This window comes from Candidatus Pelagisphaera phototrophica (assembly GCF_014529625.1).
Taxonomy (GTDB): domain Bacteria; phylum Verrucomicrobiota; class Verrucomicrobiia; order Opitutales; family Opitutaceae; genus Pelagisphaera; species Pelagisphaera phototrophica.
This window is the reverse complement of record NZ_CP076039.1, coordinates 2,911,570-2,933,510: the sequence shown is the minus strand read 5'-3', so window position 1 is coordinate 2,933,510 and position 21,941 is coordinate 2,911,570. Positions and strand designations below refer to the sequence as shown.

The window sequence follows — 21,941 nt, the reverse complement described above, 5'->3', positions numbered from 1 at the left end:
GTTCAGAATCGAAAGTAGATAAAGGGGGTCGTCTGAAAAGTACCGCTTTGAATAATAACTATCACAATGATGATGGCCGTCAGAAACGCAGCCCGTTTCTTGAATACGGGGGCCTCGTTGAGCGGATGGGTGAGCCAGGAAAGGGGTCGGGGGAAGCACAGAACCAAGGTGAGTGCTACGAGAACTTGAAGAGACGATAACATGATTTCAGAAAAAATGAAATGGCCGGCATGAACCCCATTGATGAGTCCCGGATACCATTCGAGGAAGTGAATCGCGTAATGAACGGTTTTCCAGGAATCCACTGGTTCGAGCGTTTTGAGAAACTCGCTCAGAGGAAGGCCATCTGCGGTAATCCATCCGAACTCACCGAAGAGCGCTTGAAAATAACGGACTGATTCGTTTAAACTGTCTGATCGGAAGAGCGTCCAGCATAGTGTCACGCTCAAAAAAGTCAGTGCCCACGAGAGTTTGGTCGGGAGCTTGATCGGGCTGTTTTTCCAGAGGTGGTTAATTGCTAGAAGCGTGCCATGGGCGAGACCCCAAAGCAGGAACGTGTAGTTCGCGCCGTGCCAGAGCCCGGCAATGGTCATCGTTAGAATCAAGTTAGAGTACTTTCGGAAAAACCCGCTGCGACTGCCGCCGAGGGGTATGTAGAGGAATTTTTTGAAAAAAGTGGAAAGGGTAACGTGCCATCGTCTCCAGAAATCAATGATATTGATGGCTCGATAGGGGGAAGCAAAATTTTCGGGAAGCCGAATTCCAAAAAAGCGACCCAGTCCTAGAGCCATTTCTGAGTAGGCGGAAAAATCGAAATAGATTTGCAGAGAAAATGCGAGAAGTCCCAACCATGCGCTGAACGCGGATAGGCTTTCTCCTTGAGCGCTCAGCGCGAATGCGGAATCGGCGATGGGAGCTAGATTGTCAGCCAGCAGAATCTTCTTCCCGAGCCCGATAGTGAATAGACTGATTCCGAGCCCGATATCGTCCAGTGAAGGTCGCCCAAATCGCTTGGTCTGCAATTGCGGAATCATTTCGTCCGGCTGGACGATTGGCCCGGCGATTAGCTGAGGGAAAAAGGAAACGTAGAGTGCATACTCATGGGGTTTAGCGATAAGGCGTTTTTCGCGATAGGTAATGACGAGATAGGAAATCTGCTGGAAGGTGAAAAACGAGATCGCGAGTGGAAGGAGAAACGAGGGTGGGGTGAGCGAGAGTCCGAAAAGAGTGGCTACCGATTCGGTCGCAAAGCCGGAATATTTGAAGCCTCCCAATATCAGAAGGTTGGCCGCGATGCCGGCAACCAGGTATCGTTTGGCCACATGAGATTGAGAGGTTCGTTCGATTGCTACGGAACATAAGTAGTTGGCGGCGACTGAACCCATGAGCAAGAGCAGGTGGACGGGATAGGCCCAAGCGTAGAATACCCACGAGCAAACAAGCAGCCAGCAAATCGATACCCATGCAGGGACTCGCGAGCCGATTGCCATGAAGACAATCCAGGCGATCGGGAGGAATACGAACAGAAATAGTGGGCTGAAGAATAGCATCGAGGAGGGGCTGATTCGTGGCAGCCTTTTGAATAGGGAATGATCAGTCTGGTCAAGGCAAGGTTCCTGCTAGGAAAAAGAGGTATCGGGCATCGAAATACTCCAAGGTGGGATGATTGCGAATAGATGGTTGCCGCAGCCCGTTTTTTTGGTCCTAGAGCTCCATGGCATACCGCAATGCTCCGGAAGAGTTCAGTACGATTATTCCGAATTGAGTTTGGGGAGATTGATAGGTTGACGAAGCGGTATCAAGTAGGGATACCCGTTCGACTGTTTTCTGGCGTATGCAGGTTCAATAACTTCCGCACCTTTAGCGAGTGGGTTGTCGATGGCTCGAACGATACTCGGTTGGAGTTAATCCGCTCCGTTTCTTAAAGTGATCGGACAAACTGCACGCATCCACAAATCCGCAACGGCTTGCTATTTGAGCGGCTGTCAAGTTGGTCTCTTGAAGGAGTTTCATTGCTTCGGAAACCCGAGTTTTTATGAGGAATTCTTGTGGGCTAATGCCAAACGCTTCGTTGAACCGGCGCTGCAAGCTGCGAAGCGATTGGCCGCAAGCATCGGCCAGGTCCAGCATGGAAATGTTTCCAGGAAATTTCTTGCGGATAATCATGACTGCCTGGGCGACGCTTTCCAGAACGGGCAATTTCCGCTCTTGTTCCGCAGCCCGGCGGAGAACGCCCATCACGCCGATGGGGCGTCGCCTTCGATTTATAATAGGAAGTTTGGTTACGATGTACCAATCGGGCATGCCTTGTTTGTCAAACCAGAGCTCCAAATGCTCGATCCGATCGACTTCGCCATTGAGGAGAAGTTTGTCGTCTTCAACATATCGCTCGGCCATGGATCGCGGATTTATGTCGTAATCCGTAAAGCCGAGCATCTCATCCTCATTCTCCATCTGGTAGCGGTCCAGGACGGATCGACTGGTTATCATGGTACGTCCCTTGCGATCCTTGGCGAAGAAATAATAACCAGGGATCTCGTCAAAAATCCGATGAAACAGTCCCCAGGAAGGAATTTGGGCCAGCCATGCATCTCGTTCGGAAGCGAGTTTGCGTAGGGTTCTTTTCGAGCGGTTGCGATGCAGGGTCTTGGGCCTAATGATTGTCGTATTTAGCATAGATACTGTCGCACGCTCTCTGAGATGTATGATACAATCAAGGCATATATCGATGCGTTACCTTCTTATAGCCCTCATATTCTTTAATGGTCTTGCTTGCTTCCTCGAAGCGGCGGAATCACGACCCGTTTGGCACACGTCCGACTCTGCTCAAGAGCTGCGACGAGACATGAAGGACAGGCCTAACATCGTGTTCGTTATCACCGACGACCAGCGCTGGGACCAGCTCTCCGAAATGTTGGCCGCCGCCGGTTTCACAAATATCAAAACCACCCAGAAGCGCCAGGCCCCCGGAATCGATATCCATGAAATGGGTGGAGTGCGGATGGGCAAAGACCCTAAAACTTCTCTTCTGAATAAATGGAACCAACTGCACGCCTGTAAGAATGTACTTGTTACAGACGGAGCCTGTATGACCTCCACGTCCACGCAAAATCCCTCCCTGACCTACATGGCGATCACCGCCCGCGCGGCCAATTACGCCGTCGAAGAAATGCGAAAAGGAAACGTCTAGTTCTTAGCGAAAGATTCCCACATCAAAATTATGAAGAAGAAAATACGAATTGCTCTCATTGGAACCGAGTTCATGGGCCGGGCCCATGCCAATGCCTGGAGGCAGGTTGTGCCCTTTTTCGAACCGAAGTTGGATCCGATCCTGAAAGTGGTCTGCGGACGCGATGCGGCGAAGACCGAAGCGTTCGCACGACGATGGGGGTTCGAGGAATTTTCGATAGACTGGCGGACGGTTGTAGATAGAGAGGATGTCGATGTAGTGGACTTGTCCCTACCGCAATCCTTGCAACCCGAGGTCGCTATTGCGGCCGCGAAATGCGGAAAGCATATATTTTGTGAAAAGCCGATGGCTCTAACCGTGCAAGCGGCCGAAGAAATGATCCGTGAAGCTGAAAAAGCCAATGTGCGTCATTACGTAAACTACAATTATCGGCGCAGTCCCGCCGTTTCGCTGGCAAAGCAAATCATAGAAGAAGGACGAATCGGTGAGATTCGCCATTGGCGTGGCGCGTATCTGCAGCATTGGCTGGTGGATCCGAAAGCACCGATCGGTTGGAAGCTGAAGAAAGCTCACGCGGGTTATGGACCTCATGGGGATTTGAATTCCCACAGTGTTGATCTAGCCCATTTCTTGGTTGGAAAAATTGATTCCGTCTATTGCCAGAAACGTACCTTCGTCAACGAGCGACCCATTGAAAAGGGTAGTAGAACGATGGATGCAGTCGATGTGGATGATGCGTCGCAGATGCTCGTAAACTTCGACTGCGGTGCACTGGGTTCTTTCGAGGCAACCCGGTTCGCGACCGGTCAACGCAATGCCAATCAGTTTGAAATTTTCGGAAGTCAAGGAGCGCTTAGGTGGGACTTGGAGGATCTTACTCGGCTTGAGTTTTATTCGAAGGAAGATCCGAGTCATTTGCGGGGCTATCGCACCATTCTCGCTTCGGAGCCGGAGCATCCCTACGTCGGGAAGTGGTGGCCTCCGGGACATGCAATCGGCTATGAGCACACCTTTGTTCATGCGGTAGCGGATTTCTTGATCGCGATTACGAAAGGCCAGCCCATCGCACCTGATTTTTCAGATGGCCTGCGTGTACTTCAGATATTGGAAGCGGCAAATGCATCGGCTGATTCGGGCCAACGTGTGAACGTATTTAAAAAGTAGTGACCTATAAACTATTCAAATACCTTCTCGTTGGGAAATTGATTCTATCCGCTTGCTCCCTACAGGGTGACTCGTCTCCGCCCCAGAAGATAATTGTGATTCTTGCCGACGATATGGGTTGGGCAGACCTAGGGCCGGCTTCAAACATAGACACGCCGCATCTCGATCAATTGACCAAGGAAGGGGTAAGCTTATCTCGCTTCTATGCGTCAGCGCCGATATGTTCGCCCACGCGAGCGGCATTGCTAACCGGTCGGTATCCACATAGCGTGGGTGTGCCCCAGTTAGCCGCACCTGAGGCAAAATCGGGAGCACCCAAACTCTCTTTGAACCATTCAGCGGTAACGATACCCGAAGTGCTCAAAGCGGGTAATTATCAATCTGTCCTGATCGGAAAGTGGCATCTTGGATTTGACCTTACTTGGTAAAAGTAAGGCTTGATTTTAATGAAAGCTATTTGCAATAAGAGAGTTGTTCAGGTGAGGCGACCCCGTCTCATTGTGCTAGTCCGTGAAAATGAGTAGAGTGAACGGCGGAGTTTTTATTGTTTAGAAAAGAATGAGTAAAGTTTCGGACGTAGTTGATTCGAGTTTTGATAGGGGCGTGGCGGATGGTCGGATTCCACTCATCATTTTGAGTGGTTTCTTGGGCGCGGGTAAGACGACGGTGCTTAATCATTTGTTGCGTCATCCGAAGGGCCGTCGTTTGTCGGTACTGGTCAACGATGTAGGGGAGGTCAATATCGATGCGACCTTAGCACGAGATGTGACTCAGGTCGATTCTGGTTCTTCTGACGATGTCGTTGAGCTGAGCAACGGCTGCATCTGCTGCGGTATTCAAGGAGCGTTCGGAGAAGCGGTTGTCGAGTTGGCCAAGCGAAAGCCGGATTGTATCATCGTTGAGGCGACCGGAATTGCGGAACCGCAACGCATCGTTGCCAGTTTGATGGGTCGAGACGAAGAAGGCGTATCATCGTTGGACTTCGTTCGTATCTCAAATTTGGTGACGCTTATCGATGCCGAATGGTGGGTGAAGAAGATTAAGGAAACCTATGAGCCGGTGCGTCGCTCGTTGCTGCTCTTTTCCGATCCGCGCCGCCCACTCAGCGAGTTGCTGACTTTGCAGGTCGAGTGTGCGAGTGTGATTGTGTTGAACAAAACCGATCTCGTGAGCGAGGAGTCTATCCGACGGTCGGAGGATGCGCTTGCCGCAATCAGTCCTTCGGCCGAGATACTCAAGACGAGCGAGGGGCAGGTTGAAATTGAGCAGTTGCTAGAGGAAGAGCGTTTCGATATCTCAAGCACATTCAGCAGTTCGCGCTGTGATTTGGAATTTTCAGGGAAGGCTCAAGTGCCGAATGGTGGGGCGAAACCTGTCGGTGCTCATGATCACGGAGACTTTGGTCTCATGGCATTCGTTTTCCGATCGCGCCGTCAGATTTGCCATGACAAGTTAGTGAATTTTTTGAGAATCGGCATCCAGGGGTTGCTGCGAGCAAAGGGTTTCGTGTGGACAGACAGGGAGCCGGATCGTGTTGGTTATCTTTCGCTGGCGGGCGATATTTTGCGATTCGACCATCTTAGCAAATGGATACACGCGTTAGTCAGCAGTGGAGAGATGGATCGCTCTCAGGTCCCGGCGGAAGTCTGGCGGAAATGGGATGACAAAACAGGGGATCGCCGCCAGGAAATCGTATTTATCGGGATCGACCTCGACAGAGCTCAGATCGAGAGAGACTTGGAAAGTTTCATTATCGAAGAGGAGCGGAAGGTTTATTAGCCGGATCTTTCCAGTTGATACGTCAGGTCACGTGCCCCGGCATTACGCCGTCGAGTGCAGGTATACGAATACGACTACCCTTTGGCTCAGTACCCCGGAAAGCTTCCAAAGCTTTATTCCAGGAGCTTATCCGGGCCGCTGCGAAAGGGTCCTCCGTATACGCCCATTCCAGTGCATTGGACACCGAACCGGATACTCATTCGTGGTAGGAGTCGGGTGCGTGCGTTTAAAGTTCGAGTTGCAGGATGAGGGGGTCCGTTTTATATGCCTTTGGCGACAACTCAGCGATCCCTGTGCTGTACAATCCGGACGGTGCGCTCACCATAATCCGTATGCCTAATCCCCGAGAGGTCTTCTTAACCAACATTATTAGTTTTTAAGTAAGCACTTTTGTTTGTTGTTAAAATTGAGTTCTCGTAGTATAGATTTTTCGTCGTAACGCTGTGGAGCGGTAGGGAATGACTTTTTCTACATGCCAAGAGGTAGCTAAGTGGACTAAGGTTTAGTTTTCAATTCCCAACCGTAGATCAATAAAATTAGATAAGTACAGAGACGTATGACTAAACCGATAGTATGGTTTTTATTGACGAACTTGAGCGAATGACCGATTGGAAAGACTTTATAATTGAAGATCAGACTAAGGAACATTGACCTTATCGTTGATAGGAAATTCAATACGACATAATATCCATTGTCGCTGACGAAGAATAAGGCACAGTCGCGTAGTCACAAAGGCCAGCATGGATGAGATGAGATGAGGGAAACGAACCTGGGAGCGCCCCAAAAAAATAGCGGCGAGTGGTTTCAAGTCTCACCTGGTACTGCTCCGCTCCCTCTGTCATCTCCGCGTGCGCACATGGCAAGCCAAATCAAAAAACATAATGGGCAGCATTTTTCAACGCGTATAACAACAACATGACGCCTACTCTCCACGACGTAGCATGCTTGTACATCAACCTGGATTCCTCCGCGGAAAGGAGGCGCCAAATTGAAGCGGAGCTGAATCCTATCTTCCCCCATGCCATGCGGCTGCGCGCCACCCAGCACACCAACGGCGCGTACGGCCTGGCGCAGAGCTTGCTGCGCGTCCTGGACATAGCGGAGGTCCTGGAGCAGACCGTAGTGTGTGTATTCGAAGACGATTTTCAATGGGAGGTGCCCAAGGATGAAGTGGTAACGCACATGGGCCGCATGCTCCAGATGCCCTTTGATCTGGTGCTGCTGTCATACCACATGCCGCTGGTGCGTCTCAGAGAGTTGGCCCCGCCGCTGGCGCGCGTGTCCAATGGGCAGACCACGTGCGGGTTCATGTTCAAAAAGCACTTCGTGCCACACTTGCGGCGCGTGTTCCAACGCTCGGTTGACCACCTGCTGGGCGGCCCCCCCGACACCTTTGCGGTCGACCAAACGTGGAAGGCTCTCCAAGTACAGGAGCATCGCACGTACGCGGCGCTCCCGCGCCTGGGGAAGCAGCGGGACGGCATGTCCACCATCGAGAACAAGCCCGTAGCGTATGGTGGCGGCTGCTTCATGATCCTGCTGTCGTGCCACGCCCACCGCCATCGACGCCAGAGCCAAGACTTGAGCAGCATGCCGTTCCCTTACAGGTACTTCGTGGGATCTGTCGGCCACGAAACAGCTGAGGTCGACAACGACACAGTCCAGCTGGAGTGCGGGGATCATTATGAAGACCTGCCGATGAAGACATTCCAGGCCATTCGGTGGGTGCGGGCGCACTACCCGCACATCGACTACGTGCTGAAATCAGACGACGATATCGTCTTCGACTTCGAGCGTCTGTTCGAGCTGTACACGTCGCTCGCCCTGCACCGCGTGGACTACGCCGGGCATCTCGTCTCCGCACGGGCCCACTGGTCTAAGTATCACTACGGAAAATGCAAGGACAAGTCCAAGGAAAAACCTGTTTTCGTTCATACTGTGAATTACTGCTCCGGGGGCGGTTACTTCCTGTCCCGGAGAGGCGTGGACGCTTGTCTGCGCTCTGAGGGCGTGTACAGCTCGCACATGTTCGAGGATGTAGCCACGGCCGTGGCGGTAAACGCACACAACCTCCACGCACACGGCACCAACATACACACGCGCGATATCTGCAAGTGGGACTGAACCGGGCAGGCTCCGTGTTTGATGGCCCACCACAGCCCCTTGTTACAGCCGAGTGGTTCGAGGGCGAGCACGCGGCGCACCCACGTGTCGCCCAGGGTGGCCACGTCCGCCACGAGCTTGCCGGCAAGGGCCTCGAACCTCGAATCAGAATCTGCGCGCAGGGAAAATGTGCCCCGTCCACGGGGACGGCACCCAGACGCGCAGCTTGTTGATAGGAAATTCAATACGACATAATATCCATTGTCGCTGACGAAGAATGAAAACACTCCAATTAATTTTAAAACCCAAAATCAAAATTTACTACAGTAAATATCTGAGCTTATAATCTTAATCTCTAAGCTGTATTCTATCCATACAGCAAACCACTACAGTGTGCGGGAGTGTCAACACCGATATACCAATCAAAGCCTTGGCCAACCAATCCAGTTCGATACCGCGGACCGTAAGGGGTAGAGCGAAAATCATCCACATTCCAATCAGTGCAATTAAGGTCATCAAACCAGTCAGCTGTAGCCAGCGAATGTTTAATTTAAGGTACTGCTTCGAATCCAACAACTGACTTCCTAGAGTATCGGTCGAGAGTATTCTCAAGGTGTGGCGTAAACTGTGCCACAGTGCAAAATAACAGCCAATCGCCCACAAGGCGGGAATAAACAAAAACCAGCCGAACAAGGCTACACTCTCGATGCTATCCATGCATAAGGGGCGTATCTCTTCTTTGCTTACATAAATCGAGGCTGCTAACAAGCTCAAAGCAGTCAGTCCCAATGGGATCAGGAGAAAAAACAGCGGATAACTTGAGACCCACTCCGCTTGGTAGCTCGCTTGCCCGCCGCTGCTCACTAATGCCTCGATTACGCTTCGATAGGTATCATTGCCCAAATAGCCAGGTAATAAAATGGGTATGCTACCCCTAGATAGAATATGTAATGCAGTGAGGGCCTTAGAGCGGCAAAGATAAGTCGCTTGGTGGACTTGAACTGAAATATATCGATCACCTTGACCCCAATGGAAAATTGTTAATCCAAGGAAAAATAATGCTGCTGTAGATGGATTGAAATCCCAAAAAGTCAGATAAGCTAGGGCTGTTAGAGTGTAGAGAGCCAAGGTAGCGATGCGCCTATACCAAGAGTCCTTTCGCAGCATACCCCATAACAGTAAATGATCCGCACCGCCGTGTGGTATCCCGAATAGAAAAAGGCTTATAAAAAGGGGCAGTAGCTGCAGATATATTGGCCATTCTTCACTCTTAAGACCGAGGCCGGCTAAGGGCACGAAAAACAATAAACTAAGCGCCATTAATCTTAACGAATATCTTTTTAGCACAGCATGTTGACCTGCCTGCACGACTGGCACAGGGCTCCATTCGACGCACTTCACGATGCATCCCCTCGCCAAGCACGCCAAAGGCACATACCTTGGAGTACAAATAAATTAGTCAGCGTGAAAAACAATATTTCTTCTACCGGTAAATGGCCGATGCCCCATCCTGTGCGCGTCGCTGGCGTAATCGACCAGACCCCCTTAAATATCGCGTAATAATCAGCTATACATAGATAAATGCTCAAACCAATCCACAGCGGCGCCCAAGTCTTAAAAGATTTAATCAGAGTATGAGAACCCAAGCCCCACTGTAGCGCTAGCGGCGGACAAGCCCAAACCAGAATAAGGCCAATGTATGTACCTGCTGTATGCATTAAGCTTAGAGCGCCGACAAGACCGACCAAGACCGCCATGAGTAGACCAGTATAGGAAAGCCTGAGTTTAATATATTGACTGTGGGGTACCCATGAAGTCCAAAGCACTCCCGCTAAGGTAGCCTGAAGAACCATAAAAAAATATTCTTCTATAGGCACGTATCCCAAAACACCAATGACACTTCCTGTTGGATAGGTCCAAACACCACGCATAATTAAGTAATTATCCCAGGGGGTCGTATAAACCAAGGCCACGAAGGCCATCAAAGCAATCGGCAGGTACTCAGGTTTATTTACCTTGGTGAGCAGTTTTTTGGCGCAGAGCGAGACGAGCAAAGGCAAACAAACGAAAATAATAAGAAACTTTAAATAGCTCACTGATTACTTTTTATACAATGAGCGGGTAATGCATTTGATCAAAAAAAATATTTTCTTTGGCTGCTTCACTATAGCACGATTTTCGTGGAAATGTTCTGGCTCATTACGAATCACATTACCTATTTCGCAATACATTCTGGACGCCCAGCGCACAACAATACGGATCCTCAATGGCAGGAAGTCGATACCCGCGTCTGCACGGGTATATAATCCATCAGCCATTTGCAGTAGACGCACTTTAGCAGCAGTGCATGCTTCGCGTGAATCGCAATCGCTCGACGTTAAATCTGCAGCCGTGAGTGCCGAAGAAAACAAGTCAGCAGGCAGGTAGATTCTATCATTCTCAGCATCTTCAAAAACATCGCGACAAATGTTGGTTAATTGCATGGCGATCCCTAAATTATTAGCGTGCTCAAGCGCTTTCTTATCTTTGACCCCAAAAATTGGGCAGAGCATTAGTCCAATTGTGCCTGCCACGCCATGACAATATTCAAGCAGTTGAGCTTCTGAACTCATCCTCACTGACTGCTGCTCCATGAGCATAGCTTGCATGAGTTCGGTAAGAGGTTTGCTGTCTAGACCCCAACGGGCTTGAAGGAATCGATAATGGTCCAAGAGGTCATGAGGTAGATTATTCTGCCATGCATCCATCGCATCTCGCAGCAAACCCGCATTGCCTTCATCTGCCCAATCATCGAGCGTTCTACAAATGAAATACAGGCGGAAAACAGCATCTGCCTGAGCCTTAGGCAGAAGTAATGAAGCCAGTGAAAAAGTCTTACTCTTTGAACAGAATAATTTCTTAAGATCGCTCATGCAATCATCTCTAGCCGGTGGCACAAGTTTTTCTACGACACGAGCCGAAGCGATGACTCCTGGCACTCCAGCACCAGGGTGAGTGCCTGCACCGCAGAAATAAAGATTTTCAAGTTCCTCTGACTTGTTGTGAAAGCGAAACCATGCTGATTGTGTAAACAAAGGAGCGATCGAAAAGCCACATCCCCACAGGGTGTTAAATTTGCCTTCAAAGTCATCCGGGGTGACGTGGTGCGAAACTTCGATACAAGTACTCAAGTCTGGTAGTAGGGTGCTCTCTAGTTGCTGCTCTACCTGTAATCTTATTCTTTCACCTGCCTCTTTCCAATTAATGCCTGCCTGCTTGTTCGGGACTGGAGCAAGCACGTAAAAGGCATCTCCGCCGGCAGGCGCCATAGCTCTATCAGTTGCTGCCGGTCGATGCAGGTAAAGGCTGAGGTCATTAGAAAGAACTTTTTGATCATAGATCTCTTCCAGTAAGTCCTTAAATGTTTCGCCCATAATTATCGTATGGTGCTTTACTTCTGGGTAAGATCGGCTCGTTCCAAAATACCAAACAAATAGCCCCATAGAATAAGTGAGCTGATCGATCCTTCGATTCGTCCACTTATTGCGATGCTGTTCGTCGATTAAATCTCGGTATACTTTTGCTGGGTCTGCATCAAAAACAACCAGGTCAGCGCGCTTCTCTTGACCCTCTGCCATTTTGATACCAACAGCTTTACCATCCTCTACTATAACCTGATTCGCACTACAGTTAAGTTGCAGTCGGATACCCTCCTCCTGCATCAGTAAGACCAATGCATCAACTAGCGACCCGGTACCACCCTGAGGGAACCACACCCCCCACTTGCGCTCAAGATAGTGTATGAGGCAATAAATTGATGTTGTATTCATGGGGTTACCACCAACGAGCAATGGGTGAATACTAAATGCCCGCCTCAGGCGCTCATCTTTTAGAAAGCTCGAGACCAGTTTATAAACTGAAAGATAGCTTTTAAGCGCCAGTAGGGCAGGAACCTGACGGATCATGGTCCAGAATTTGTGGAAAGGTTGGTCTGATAGTTTCTCAAAACCCACCTTGAATATTCTTTTAGAAAAGTTAACTAGGTCGACATATCCTTTTCCCTCTCCCGGAGAGAGGCGATTGATTTCTGAAACGGTATCTTCAATACTGCCGCCATAATCGAGCTTAGACCCATCGGAAAACTCAAACCTATACCAAGGTTCAACGGGTAAGAATTCGATGTAGTCCTCACGCTTTTTCCGAAACAGCGTAAAGAGTTCGTCGAACAAAAAAGGTGCGGTTATTACAGTAGGGCCTGCATCAAATTTAAAGCCATTGATTTCATAGACCTGAGCCCGTCCGCCCGCCTTTGGATTATTATCAATTACGGTCACCGCATAACCGATCCGGCGCAGCCGTAAAGCGGTCGCCATTCCACCAAATCCTGCACCGACAACTATCGCACTTCGACGATTTTTTGAGCGATGCGACATGCCAAAAAAGAGCTTATCAAACCTTTATGACTTACTGCCTAAGTACCGACCTGCAGTAGCCCACTAGACGATGGCAATGGTTTGAGTTCGATAAAAGGAATGAGTAATTCTTTGAGTATCACACAGACTTGCTTAGGTAATGAATTGGCAAGCTGAACTGAATCTGCAACTAAGGACTGTTGATAGTCATTAATGTAATCAAAGCATTTGTCGGTAGACATACCATTGTTGGCTAAGATGTGGTATAAATTGGGGCGACCATTTTTTAGGTCCGATGAATACTCTCGCCCCGATTTAGTGCCGAGAAAGTCACTCTGGTCGTCTTTTATCTGATAAGCCACTGCTAGGTTAAGAAATATTGTGTTCAGACGATCCACGTCATCTAGCTGTTTAGCAGTTAATGCTATACAGCGTGCTGGTAAAGCAAACAGGGCGCCGGTTTTAAGAGACGCCATACGGTAATAATTTCCTAATATCAGCTGCTTATTGTGGGCATCGAATTCTAGCTCTGCCACGGCACCAGATACCGCGGAATTGACGGCTACAGATATCTCACTAGTCCAAAGCACCTTGGTGGCATCAGATACCTTCGAATAGGTAGCGATATCGTAAGCTTTTGAGATGAGTAAATCGCCTATCAGAATTGCTTTCGCTTTCCCGTAATTTTTCCAGATCGCCGCACAACCTCTGCGCTCAGTATCCTCGTCTATGAGGTCATCGTGTATGAGGCTCGCATCATGCAGTAACTGCGTCGAGGCAGCTATATCTAATAGTATGTCCTCGGGCAGCTTGTAGGCCGCGCCTAGGTCTAAACAAATTTTGCCGCGTATGTTCTGACCAGACCAAAAATATGGATCATCCGAAAAATCGGCCAGTGTAGAATCACTGAAAAAACAAGCCCTGAGCCGCCCCTCAAGGCGGCCCAGGGCTGAGGCTTTCAAATCCATAGTGTGTAAAAATTAGTAATTTTTACGACACACTATTCACTGTCACTGGTAGCAGCTACCCAAATTGCGAGTCCAAAAGCAGCTTTGTTCACTAAGTCAGCAAGGTTATAAACTATATTCAATGTTTCGCTGTCGTTACTGCCTCCGCCCATGTAAGCAAGGAAGTAACCGATAGGGTAAATAGCCCAACCAACGGTAACAATGAGACGAATGGTCTTAAAGGCTTTCTGAGAAGCCACGTTACCGCTACCTTCATTAACCTGTGAGGCTTCACCTTTGAAGATTTCATAGATGATGTATAGCCAGCCTGCCATACCCACAACAAAACCAAGTGTTGCGTTTACGTAACCAGCTTCACCTAGGTAACCACCAATCAGCATCACCAGTGATGCGATCAAGAGCTTCCAGAAGACCCGCACGCCGACTACTGTCACAGCGGCGAGAATCAAGTAAAACTCCACTATTTGCAGTGGCACAGTTATTAACCAATCAATGTAGCGGAAAACAGTCGGGCTAGATCCTGTCTCAACCCAAACGTCACGCATGTACAGGTAGTGCCAAAAAGCAACACCCGTAACGAGACCTGCAACTGTGAGGGAAGTTTTCCATTTGCCTTTGACGCGATCGCGTTCGACAAAGAAAAATACTGTAGCAGCAAGCATGATCGCAGTCGCTAGCCAGAAGCTGACGCCAACGAAATCACTCGGGTGTAGTGAACCACTGTGAGCAACATCCCCAGCAGAATGGGCGTCGCCAAAAGCAAACACTGGTAAAAACAGTGTGCTGAGTAATGTGAATGATATTTTTTTACTAGACATTTTGTTTGATTATTGGATTTAGGAATGGAATACGAAACGCCTTTGCACGTAATGCGTGTCATAACGTGTCATCAAGTGTCAGGGATTTTAAAACATCCAATCCACGTACATTGATTGATTCAAGTTATTTTTTTGATACGAAATTCAATTGTTCCGATTATTGATATGAAATTCAAGGTTGGGTGACTGAAATTAGGTGGAGGATGGTGACGTCGTTTGGCCCTGGCAAGTGGCAAAACGAGGCGTTGATTGATAGGAAATCCACTTGATTCCCCATTTTAGATAAAAATTTGAATGGCCCGGACCGCGAGATGAAAGATGGCTGTGAAGTGAATAGAGATTCATCAACTAACCACAGAAAAGACTGCAGTTCTTTGGGCTTATGGAACTGGGAACCTTTTTACCACTCCGGATCAGAGAAAATCGGCCGAAAATTGTATGCCTGCACACGGTAATCACCATCGCCCGGTTCACCAGGAGGGTGCGGCGAAACCTCTGGAAGGAGACGTAATGTCGGGTCGCCCGGTACAATAAAAAGGCTGATCGGCAAGCGACAGAACTGGTAGACGTTTTTCTACGACACCTTCCGCCATGGGCCTCCAAGCGACTCCCCAAAAGCCGTCGACGGTTCGCGCCCAACGCGATAGGACACGTTGGCAGCAGCCAAAAGGTCGCCTTCGTAGGTGGCATCGATAAACATCTTACCATCATCTAACCTTACTTCATCTGAGCCAAAACTGGAAAGGGCGAACTTGCTACTTCACCACTCAATTTGGGTCCTACTATTAGATAATCCTTTGGCGAAATTTGTACAAAATTCAGAATTAGATTTCACGTCTAAACTGCTTTGCTCGGAGCGAACATCTTTATAATCGCGATTCCCAAAATACTACTGAGCGTAAAAAGTATCATTGCTGATACGCCCTCAAAGGAGATCGCAACGCGAATTATAACTGTCGATAGGACAAATCCGGTATTTCTAGCCAGACTTCCAAAATCAGTATTGCTCCAGTACGAAATCAGTAATATAAGAATGTCAGCCAGAATCAAAAAGGTGAAGAAGTCTAAGAAGAATATTGTGCTGCTTACAGAGCCTCGACCCGACTGCACTTCAACGACCCATTCCCAAAAAGCATGACCTGCAGTCATAACGAAGACAATAAGCATTAGGTTCGCGATCATTCGCTTGGTACCGATGAAGATTTTAGCGTCAGCCACAATACCTTCGAACTTGGATCCAATGCTTTTCTGTCTGTAAAAGCTTAGCGAAGTATAAAAAAGAGCTAAGAAGGTTACACTCTCGATTAAAAAAAATCCTAAATCTTCACTTACCTTCCAACCTTCGGAGGCCTCTAAATCAGCGAGTCGTTTGAAAAGATCTCTTACCACGAGTAACGTGGCCACTTCATATTGTTTCCCAATCGACGATGAGAAAGACTCTGGAATTGCCCTTATGAGCTGATAAACCTCATAGATTAGCAATATCGAAAATGGGGTGTATAGTGTTGAAAGCGGGGAACGAACTAATTCAGACGCATCCCCGACTATGATTACCTTCCCTGTTGTATGCAATAACCAGAGCGTAAGATGAAGGAAGAATCCTGTAACTGCAAAAACTATGGTTCCCATGCGTACAGCTCCTTCTGCTGATTGACCCATGGTTAATTCAAAAAGCTTTTTACTAAATTTGTTCACTCTCAAACTTTCAGCGGTTATTATTTCATTCAAATGCGATTTAGTCCGGTTTCACTCGGGTTTTCCGAACCAAAAGTTTTTTTCATTTGATAGTCCTTTCATAACCCAGCGTAGCAAAATAGACACTACGTTTTTGTTGCAACTAAATAAGAAAAAGCTTTTGACGCTGTGACATTCAGAGATTGATGTTTTTCTATTCCTTCGAGACTACGATGAATCAATCCTGCTTAATGATAGGAAATTCAATCGGTCCGATTTGATGCGGGGAGTGTAGTGGCACCGTCGATCCCTCGGTTTTGCGGCCTTTGACCTCGGATTAAGGTTTAGGCACGCCAGGCCACTTGTAGGGGACGGGCTTAGCAGCGGGTTGAGTAAGGTCACCTGCCGAAGGCAAGGCGACCTGGACCATCTCCTTCTTCTCGTCGAGGTTTTCGTTGAGCTGCGCTTCGGTGATGGCCTCAGATGAGACTCCGTTCTCAGGGACCTCTAGGCCGGCCACCCAGGTGATGGCATTGAGAACGACTTTACGAAAATCATCGATGGCCCAGTTGCGGTGCCAGTGGCCGCCGGTGAAGCCGATACCGCGACCGCCGTCGGGTCGTTCGACTGCCCACATCATTGTCTGCTTGGTGCCGAGAAGTTTTTCAGCGAATTGATTCCAATGAACATAGCGATTGATATTTTCCCGGGTGGGAATACCAGTTAGGATATCGGCTGCAGTTTTCGGCGTAGCCCAGCGCATGTTGTAGTACCACTCGTCATTGGCACTGAATCCGGGGACGCCCCGGCTGATGGGGTGATCGGCATTGAGTTCGACTTCCGCCGTCCAGTGCGGGTTTGCGGAGTAAGCGGCCTCGTAGTGTCCGCCGATCCACTTCTTAAAGTATTCCCCCTGTTCGCCCTTAGGGACTTCGACTCCGTAGTGCATGCACATGAGGCCGACGCCATTGCTGACCAATTCGTCCATCTTGGCTTCGTGTTCGTTAACGGGGTGCCTGGCGTTTCCGTCGGAGTAGATTATGATCGCTTTGGCGTCGTCGAAGATGGATTCGTCTTCGGGCCACCCGTGGTGAGCGATAGCTACTTCCACGGGAAGCCCACTCTGCACCTCAAGCGCTCGGGCGAGCAGAATGACGCCCGCTCTAAATTCGTGCTGACCGGATGGGTGACTCGGCACGCCGGAGATGAAAACGATCTTGGTCGGTTCGGCCAATTCAGCCATCTCATTGGCGGAATCGCTGCAGGCAGTCGAGAAGAGGGCGAACGCTGCGAGGGCTATCGCTGCAACTGTGGCAACGGAGTTCTTCCGGGATTGAATGAGGCGTTTTAGGATCTTCATATTGGTAACTAAAACGGAGGTTTTTGTGATGGGCGAGTTGTTTATGGGGAATGAATGTGTTTCTTCGTCCGGTACAAGTGTTCGGATGTCAGGTCTTTTTGCGGACTCGCGAATGCTTCGGAGGGAATAAGTATTTAATATCCATCCGTTCTGCACTCTGTGTTTTAACAAATCCTTATTACTCAAGTGGTCGAATTTTTAGACTTCTCCAGGCCATTGCGAATTCACGCGGCCCTTTTTATGCCATGTATTTGCAGTGCAATCAATCCTGTAGGGTGGGTCTCGTAGACGTTCTCTCCGGTGATGTCCGCGATGGGGCGTCCAAATTGGGGGCAGGTTCGAAAGTGACAACGATTGGCTCGTTCAGCATCTCGGCGACGCATGGATCCCGCGTTCCCGGAGCGGGTATGGTGGGTTGGATCCGTGCTTCGCTTGGCAAGCAACGCGGGACTAAAAGGGATTCGCAGGTTAGGCAGTCTCTAGGGTTGCGGATTGAGTTTGCGGCCATTAGTAAATACTAAAATTCGAAAACGCTATGTCGGGACATCTCTATCTTTGGACGAAAACGATTCACTTGGTCATGGTCATGGCCTGGATGGTCAGCCTCTTTTACCTTCCACGCATTCTGGTGCATCTCGTAGAGGGCAAGGCCGCCGGCCAAGGCGTGGAGCGGCTCTATATCATGGCCCGAAAGCTTTTCATGTTCGGCAACGTCATGTCGGTACTCGCCATCCTTTCGGGCGTTTGGATTGGAATTTCCATGGGCTACTTTTCAGGTCAGGGCTGGCTGCATGCGAAGACTTTTCTCGTCGTGCTGTTCATTGGCTACAATCACTGGACGTTCCGCATGGTTAAGAAAGCCGAGCGGGAAGCGTTGTCGTGGTCCTCGACCGCATTGCGCTGGTTTAACGAGATCCCGCTGGTCGGACTGATCATCGTCGTCTACCTAGTCATCGGCAAGCCGATGTGAGCACTTACTCAAACTAAAACCCTCAATTGGGTTGGGGGCGTTTTTAACATTGTTCGCTTCGTCACCCAACCCTCACGATTCTCCTCGGTTTCATCAGTGCTCCAGACGTTTCCTGTCTACCTTTTATTTTCGTTTGTATCTAAATTTAAATTACAAAACTAGCGTTCCGATAACGATTCCCTTAAATGGCTGTCCACATCGTGCCAGTTCTCGATCCTCTTTTTCAATCGTTCCACGACTCCCGGGTACGATGAAGCAAGATCATCGTTAGCATATGGGTCATCCACTAGGTTGAAAAGTCGAACCGGTGCGGTATCCCAGATATGCACATTTTTGTATCTCGTGGTGTCTTCGCCGGAATAACGAAGCATAAGTTTCCAAGCACCCTCCACGCACCAGAGGTATTGTAGCGTCTCATTGGGCTTGCCGAGCGTCATGTTATGAATCGAGTTTGTGACTCCGAAAACGGTCTTGCGTTTCTTTCTCGCCGCCTCATCGAGCAAGTTAACTCCAGGCAGATTGGCAGGGGCTTTCAGACCTGCGGCAGCGGCTATCGTAGGGAAGAGGTCTATCGCATGCGCTAATTGAGGTGAGCGAGACGGCTCCACCCGGCCTGGCCAAGAGAGCATAATGGGCGTGCGGATACCATTTTCGTAAGGCGAACCTTTCGAGCGAAGGGCGAATCCCTTCCACACGGCCTGATCCGGGTCCGCAGCGTTTGTACTTTTTGCCGCCCAGCCGTTGTCGCAAATATAAATGACCATTGTATTTTGAGTAAGCGATTTCTCGTCTAAGTACCCGAGCAATTCGCCGCAAGTTTCGTCGAACCAGTCGCACATGGCAAAGTACTTGGCGACATCCTCGGCCCGACCGGGCTTTCGATACTTTTTCAGCAAACGCTCCGGCGGGTTGTGCGGCGTGTGGGGAAGGAAAGGCGCATACCAAACGAGGAACGGTTTCTCTGCTTCAGTAGCCTTGTCGATAAAATCCGTTATCGGAGCCATCCCTTCGCGCCCGATCTTCAACCCTTCATCACCATGCCTGCCACCGCGTTCCGGATCGCCGTGCGTCATGCCATGGGTGAAGCCGCCATCCGAGTAGGAACCTTCCCACCACTTCCCTGATTGATGCGAGAGGTATCCATTCGCAGTTAAAAGCTTGATAAAACTCGGGTACCCGTGAAACGCCTCACGCACGGGAACGTCCAACTCAGCCCGATTATTCCGCCCATCCACATCGTTACCCGCAACGCCATGCTCAAATGGAAACAATCCCGTCGCCATGGATGCCAAGGATGGTCGGCAAAGTGGAGCCGCAACGTATCCACGCTCGAATACAAGACTGTTCTCGGCCAACTTATCCAGATGTGGCGTCTTGATATCCGGATGTCCCATAAAACCATAGTCGGTCCACGCCTGATCATCACTCAGGATGAATACGATATTAGGAGATGAGTTAGCCGAAGAAACTTGGCCCACGCCTACCACCGCTACAACGTATGTGAGCAATCTAAATCTGCAGATCCCATTAAAAATCAGTTTCATCGAATTAAAGTATACCGATGAGCCTCGATAGGGTTCCAGACAAAACTCACAAAGAAACCGCCTCTATACCAACATTTTTCAACAGGACCATGATGAGAATTTCCAAAAGGTTTTATCAAACTAACGCGAAACGCGGTATACAGCAAGCGAAGTGCATTCTGTTCATCAATAAAACCTAATCCCGCTTATCTTCGTGAACTCCGCTCCCTGCGCGGCGAGCTTATCGATGGTTGGCGTTTCCACTATTGGATTTCCCGCGCAGCCTAGCGTATCGTGACGTTGGTCATCCGTGAGGAAAAAGATGATATTTGGGCGATCATCCGCAATGAGGAATCCTGACAGAACAAGAGAAAACAGAACTAGAGGCTGTGTTAGCGAGCGTTTCATTCTATAAGCGTGAAAGATTCAGAGGAACCTATTGCAAAATCGCTGGGTTACTTCCCTTCCATCCTCCACGTTTTCATCAATTCGATATTCGCCTCCACCTTAGCCGCCGATTCCGGTTTTCTACTTTTCAATGTCTTCAGGTAAGGCGCCATATCGCTGTCGTACAATTCGATTGACTCGGGATAGCGGCCCTTGTCATCGGTATCCATCACCCAACGACCAAGCAAGGCGCGAAAGTCTGAGAGCTTATCCTGATACGCCGGATCCTCCGCGAGGTTATTAATTTCCCATAGGTCCTGAGTCAGATCGTAGAGTTCCTCTTCCGGACGGATTTCAGCAAGCTGGAGGGACTGAGCCTCGTTCAGCTTTCCCGCCGCGTAGAGCTCGCGCAGAATCGGCATAAAAGGTTTGGCGTCCTTGTAGGCGCAGGGCTGAAGGTAAGGACGCTGAGGATAGAAATTACGGATGTATTTGAAATCCCCCTTCCGAATGCTACGAATACGATCGACCGTTTCATCACAGCGATCCCGTGCCGAGACGACATAATCGCGCGGTTCGGCATCGGGGCCGAAAAGCGGGCGGCCCTGCATGCTTTTGGGAATCGGAATACCTGCAAGTTGAAGTGAGGTCGCTCCTAGGTCGATGTGGGCGATGAACTCATCCCGAACCTTTCCTTGAGGAAGCAGGCCCGGCGCCCAGACCACAAACGGAATTAAAATTCCCTCCTCATAGAGGAATTGCTTTCCTCGAGCGTGACTGATACCGTGGTCGGTCAGAAAGAAGACAATCGTATTTTCGAGAGAGCCATCCTTTTCCAGGCGATACAGAATGCGACCGACTTCGATATCGGTGTAGTTCACCGAATCGAGATACTGAGCCCAATCCTCGCGAATCACAGGGTGGTCGGGATAGTAAGGAGGCAAGGTCACCGCGCTGCGTTCAACCCGCAAATTCATGTCCGCCATAGCAGCCTTATAGCCTTGTTCGCTATTGCGGATTTTCCCACCACGGAGATGAAATTGGGCGAAGAACGGCTGACCATTCTTCCGCTGACTGTAATCGATCCCATCGTAGAGGTCCGACGGTTTATAAACGAAGTCGTAGTCTTGCTTCCCGTTTCTCTTTCCGGAGGCATCAGTGATTGTTGTGAAATAGCCTGCTTCACGAAATAGCTCTGGGATCGTACGAACGCCTCTCGGCAGTTCGATCTTCAGCTCGCCCCGCGAACTCCGGTGATGGTGAGCCCCGATCGTCGTCTGGTACATGCCGGTGATCATCGCGGAGCGAAAGGTAGAGCAAACCGGTGCCGTCGCATAGGCTCGACTGAAGACAATGCCCTCTTTGGCAAGGCGATCGACTCGAGGCGTCGTGGCAAGCGGCTCTCCCTGGTATCCAAAGTGAGAAGACATGTCGTCGACCACAATCCAAACGATATTCGGACGATCCTGACAGAACGCGGCGTTTAAAATTAAAAGAGCAATTACAAAAGAGATATATTTTATCAAACTAAACTTGGTTTGAGGTTTTAGAACTACAGATACCACAGATTTGATTCATCCAGTACATTCATCAATCCCTTAATCGAATCATATG

The 21,941-nt window shown here is 49.4% G+C and carries 19 protein-coding genes and 1 pseudogene; 7 read left to right on the top strand and 13 right to left on the bottom strand.

What is annotated here, in order from left to right:
- Positions 1 to 2 precede the first annotated feature (2 nt).
- A complete protein-coding gene (locus GA004_RS12650; RefSeq protein WP_283394233.1) occupies positions 3 to 1,550 on the bottom strand; it encodes an MBOAT family O-acyltransferase in 1,548 nt (515 codons plus the stop codon).
- Positions 1,551 to 1,860: 310 nt separating this feature from the next.
- On the bottom strand, positions 1,861 to 2,676 hold the full coding sequence (locus GA004_RS12645) for an AraC family transcriptional regulator (protein WP_283394232.1): 816 nt from the start codon (positions 2,674 to 2,676) through the stop codon (positions 1,861 to 1,863).
- A 220-nt stretch (positions 2,677 to 2,896) separates the two neighbouring features.
- On the opposite strand from GA004_RS12645, the pseudogene GA004_RS18010 reads away from it, so the two are divergent.
- The 5 genes and pseudogenes from GA004_RS18010 to GA004_RS12620 form a co-directional block, all read left to right on the top strand.
- Positions 2,897 to 3,190: pseudogene (locus tag GA004_RS18010) on the top strand (GMC oxidoreductase); the annotation flags it as partial.
- A gap of 30 nt (positions 3,191 to 3,220) precedes the next feature.
- Entirely contained in the window at positions 3,221 to 4,354 is a 1,134-nt protein-coding gene (locus GA004_RS12635; RefSeq protein WP_283394230.1) for a Gfo/Idh/MocA family protein, read from the top strand.
- Positions 4,354 to 4,782: a sulfatase-like hydrolase/transferase gene (locus GA004_RS12630; RefSeq protein ID WP_283394229.1), complete on the top strand. Its 429-nt coding sequence runs from the start codon at positions 4,354 to 4,356 to the stop codon at positions 4,780 to 4,782. Before GA004_RS12635 ends, GA004_RS12630 begins: the two co-directional genes overlap by 1 nt.
- 130 nt (positions 4,783 to 4,912) lie before the next feature.
- Positions 4,913 to 6,133 (top strand): CobW family GTP-binding protein, encoded by a 1,221-nt coding sequence (locus GA004_RS12625; protein WP_283394228.1) that lies wholly within the window; start codon positions 4,913 to 4,915, stop codon positions 6,131 to 6,133.
- Between the two features lie 945 nt (positions 6,134 to 7,078).
- Complete coding sequence (locus GA004_RS12620; protein ID WP_283394227.1) at positions 7,079 to 8,257, top strand: glycosyltransferase family protein; 1,179 nt, start codon at positions 7,079 to 7,081, stop codon at positions 8,255 to 8,257.
- A 327-nt stretch (positions 8,258 to 8,584) separates the two neighbouring features.
- Here GA004_RS12620 and GA004_RS12615 read toward each other — a convergent pair whose 3' ends face one another.
- The 8 genes from GA004_RS12615 to GA004_RS12585 form a co-directional block, all read right to left on the bottom strand.
- A complete protein-coding gene (locus GA004_RS12615) occupies positions 8,585 to 9,637 on the bottom strand; it encodes a Brp/Blh family beta-carotene 15,15'-dioxygenase (protein ID WP_283394226.1) in 1,053 nt (350 codons plus the stop codon).
- A complete protein-coding gene (locus GA004_RS12610; RefSeq protein ID WP_283394225.1) occupies positions 9,634 to 10,332 on the bottom strand; it encodes a lycopene cyclase domain-containing protein in 699 nt (232 codons plus the stop codon). The genes GA004_RS12615 and GA004_RS12610 overlap by 4 nt, the downstream gene beginning before the upstream one ends.
- A gap of 3 nt (positions 10,333 to 10,335) precedes the next feature.
- Positions 10,336 to 12,648 carry a phytoene desaturase family protein gene (gene crtI, locus GA004_RS12605; RefSeq protein WP_283394224.1) on the bottom strand — a complete coding sequence of 771 codons (2,313 nt, stop codon included), beginning with the start codon at positions 12,646 to 12,648 and terminating at the stop codon, positions 10,336 to 10,338.
- A 38-nt stretch (positions 12,649 to 12,686) separates the two neighbouring features.
- Positions 12,687 to 13,595, bottom strand: coding sequence for a polyprenyl synthetase family protein (locus GA004_RS12600; RefSeq protein WP_283394223.1), 909 nt, complete (start codon positions 13,593 to 13,595; stop codon positions 12,687 to 12,689).
- A 32-nt stretch (positions 13,596 to 13,627) separates the two neighbouring features.
- Complete coding sequence (locus GA004_RS12595; RefSeq protein ID WP_283394222.1) at positions 13,628 to 14,413, bottom strand: bacteriorhodopsin-like; 786 nt, start codon at positions 14,411 to 14,413, stop codon at positions 13,628 to 13,630.
- 574 nt (positions 14,414 to 14,987) lie between these two features.
- Positions 14,988 to 15,113: an FAD-dependent oxidoreductase gene (locus tag GA004_RS18005; protein WP_343218805.1), complete on the bottom strand. Its 126-nt coding sequence runs from the start codon at positions 15,111 to 15,113 to the stop codon at positions 14,988 to 14,990.
- A 137-nt stretch (positions 15,114 to 15,250) separates the two neighbouring features.
- On the bottom strand, positions 15,251 to 16,141 hold the full coding sequence (locus GA004_RS12590) for a hypothetical protein (protein WP_283394221.1): 891 nt from the start codon (positions 16,139 to 16,141) through the stop codon (positions 15,251 to 15,253).
- Positions 16,142 to 16,424: 283 nt separating this feature from the next.
- Positions 16,425 to 17,447 carry a ThuA domain-containing protein gene (locus GA004_RS12585; RefSeq protein ID WP_283394220.1) on the bottom strand — a complete coding sequence of 341 codons (1,023 nt, stop codon included), beginning with the start codon at positions 17,445 to 17,447 and terminating at the stop codon, positions 16,425 to 16,427.
- Positions 17,448 to 17,722: 275 nt separating this feature from the next.
- On the opposite strand from GA004_RS12585, the gene GA004_RS12580 reads away from it, so the two are divergent.
- Positions 17,723 to 17,968 carry a hypothetical protein gene (locus GA004_RS12580; protein ID WP_283394219.1) on the top strand — a complete coding sequence of 82 codons (246 nt, stop codon included), beginning with the start codon at positions 17,723 to 17,725 and terminating at the stop codon, positions 17,966 to 17,968.
- A 14-nt stretch (positions 17,969 to 17,982) separates the two neighbouring features.
- Positions 17,983 to 18,417 (top strand): CopD family protein, encoded by a 435-nt coding sequence (locus tag GA004_RS12575; protein WP_283394218.1) that lies wholly within the window; start codon positions 17,983 to 17,985, stop codon positions 18,415 to 18,417.
- A gap of 158 nt (positions 18,418 to 18,575) precedes the next feature.
- Here the strand turns inward: GA004_RS12575 and GA004_RS12570 are convergent, their stop codons facing one another.
- From GA004_RS12570 to GA004_RS12560, 3 genes are all read right to left on the bottom strand, one after another.
- The gene (locus GA004_RS12570) at positions 18,576 to 19,961 is read right to left on the bottom strand and encodes a sulfatase-like hydrolase/transferase (protein WP_283394217.1); all 1,386 of its coding nucleotides are present in this window, start codon (positions 19,959 to 19,961) and stop codon (positions 18,576 to 18,578) included.
- 165 nt (positions 19,962 to 20,126) lie between these two features.
- The gene (locus GA004_RS12565) at positions 20,127 to 20,348 is read right to left on the bottom strand and encodes a sulfatase-like hydrolase/transferase (protein WP_283394216.1); all 222 of its coding nucleotides are present in this window, start codon (positions 20,346 to 20,348) and stop codon (positions 20,127 to 20,129) included.
- A 47-nt stretch (positions 20,349 to 20,395) separates the two neighbouring features.
- Positions 20,396 to 21,853 (bottom strand): sulfatase family protein, encoded by a 1,458-nt coding sequence (locus GA004_RS12560; RefSeq protein WP_283394215.1) that lies wholly within the window; start codon positions 21,851 to 21,853, stop codon positions 20,396 to 20,398.
- Between the last annotated feature and the right edge of the window lie 88 nt (positions 21,854 to 21,941).

What these genes read in the sequence shown, in the direction of transcription:
- GA004_RS12650 (WP_283394233.1), bottom strand. Translation starts at nt 1,550, where the DNA reads ATGCTATTCTTCAGCCCACTATTTCTGTTCGTATTCCTCCCGATCGCC.
- GA004_RS12645 (WP_283394232.1), bottom strand. Translation starts at nt 2,676, where the DNA reads ATGCTAAATACGACAATCATTAGGCCCAAGACCCTGCATCGCAACCGC.
- GA004_RS12635 (WP_283394230.1), top strand. Translation starts at nt 3,221, where the DNA reads ATGAAGAAGAAAATACGAATTGCTCTCATTGGAACCGAGTTCATGGGC.
- GA004_RS12625 (WP_283394228.1), top strand. Translation starts at nt 4,913, where the DNA reads ATGAGTAAAGTTTCGGACGTAGTTGATTCGAGTTTTGATAGGGGCGTG.
- crtI (WP_283394224.1), bottom strand. Translation starts at nt 12,648, where the DNA reads ATGTCGCATCGCTCAAAAAATCGTCGAAGTGCGATAGTTGTCGGTGCA.
- GA004_RS12600 (WP_283394223.1), bottom strand. Translation starts at nt 13,595, where the DNA reads ATGGATTTGAAAGCCTCAGCCCTGGGCCGCCTTGAGGGGCGGCTCAGG.
- GA004_RS12595 (WP_283394222.1), bottom strand. Translation starts at nt 14,413, where the DNA reads ATGTCTAGTAAAAAAATATCATTCACATTACTCAGCACACTGTTTTTA.
- GA004_RS18005 (WP_343218805.1), bottom strand. Translation starts at nt 15,113, where the DNA reads ATGTTTATCGATGCCACCTACGAAGGCGACCTTTTGGCTGCTGCCAAC.
- GA004_RS12585 (WP_283394220.1), bottom strand. Translation starts at nt 17,447, where the DNA reads ATGAAGATCCTAAAACGCCTCATTCAATCCCGGAAGAACTCCGTTGCC.
- GA004_RS12575 (WP_283394218.1), top strand. Translation starts at nt 17,983, where the DNA reads ATGTCGGGACATCTCTATCTTTGGACGAAAACGATTCACTTGGTCATG.
- GA004_RS12570 (WP_283394217.1), bottom strand. Translation starts at nt 19,961, where the DNA reads ATGAAACTGATTTTTAATGGGATCTGCAGATTTAGATTGCTCACATAC.
- GA004_RS12565 (WP_283394216.1), bottom strand. Translation starts at nt 20,348, where the DNA reads ATGAAACGCTCGCTAACACAGCCTCTAGTTCTGTTTTCTCTTGTTCTG.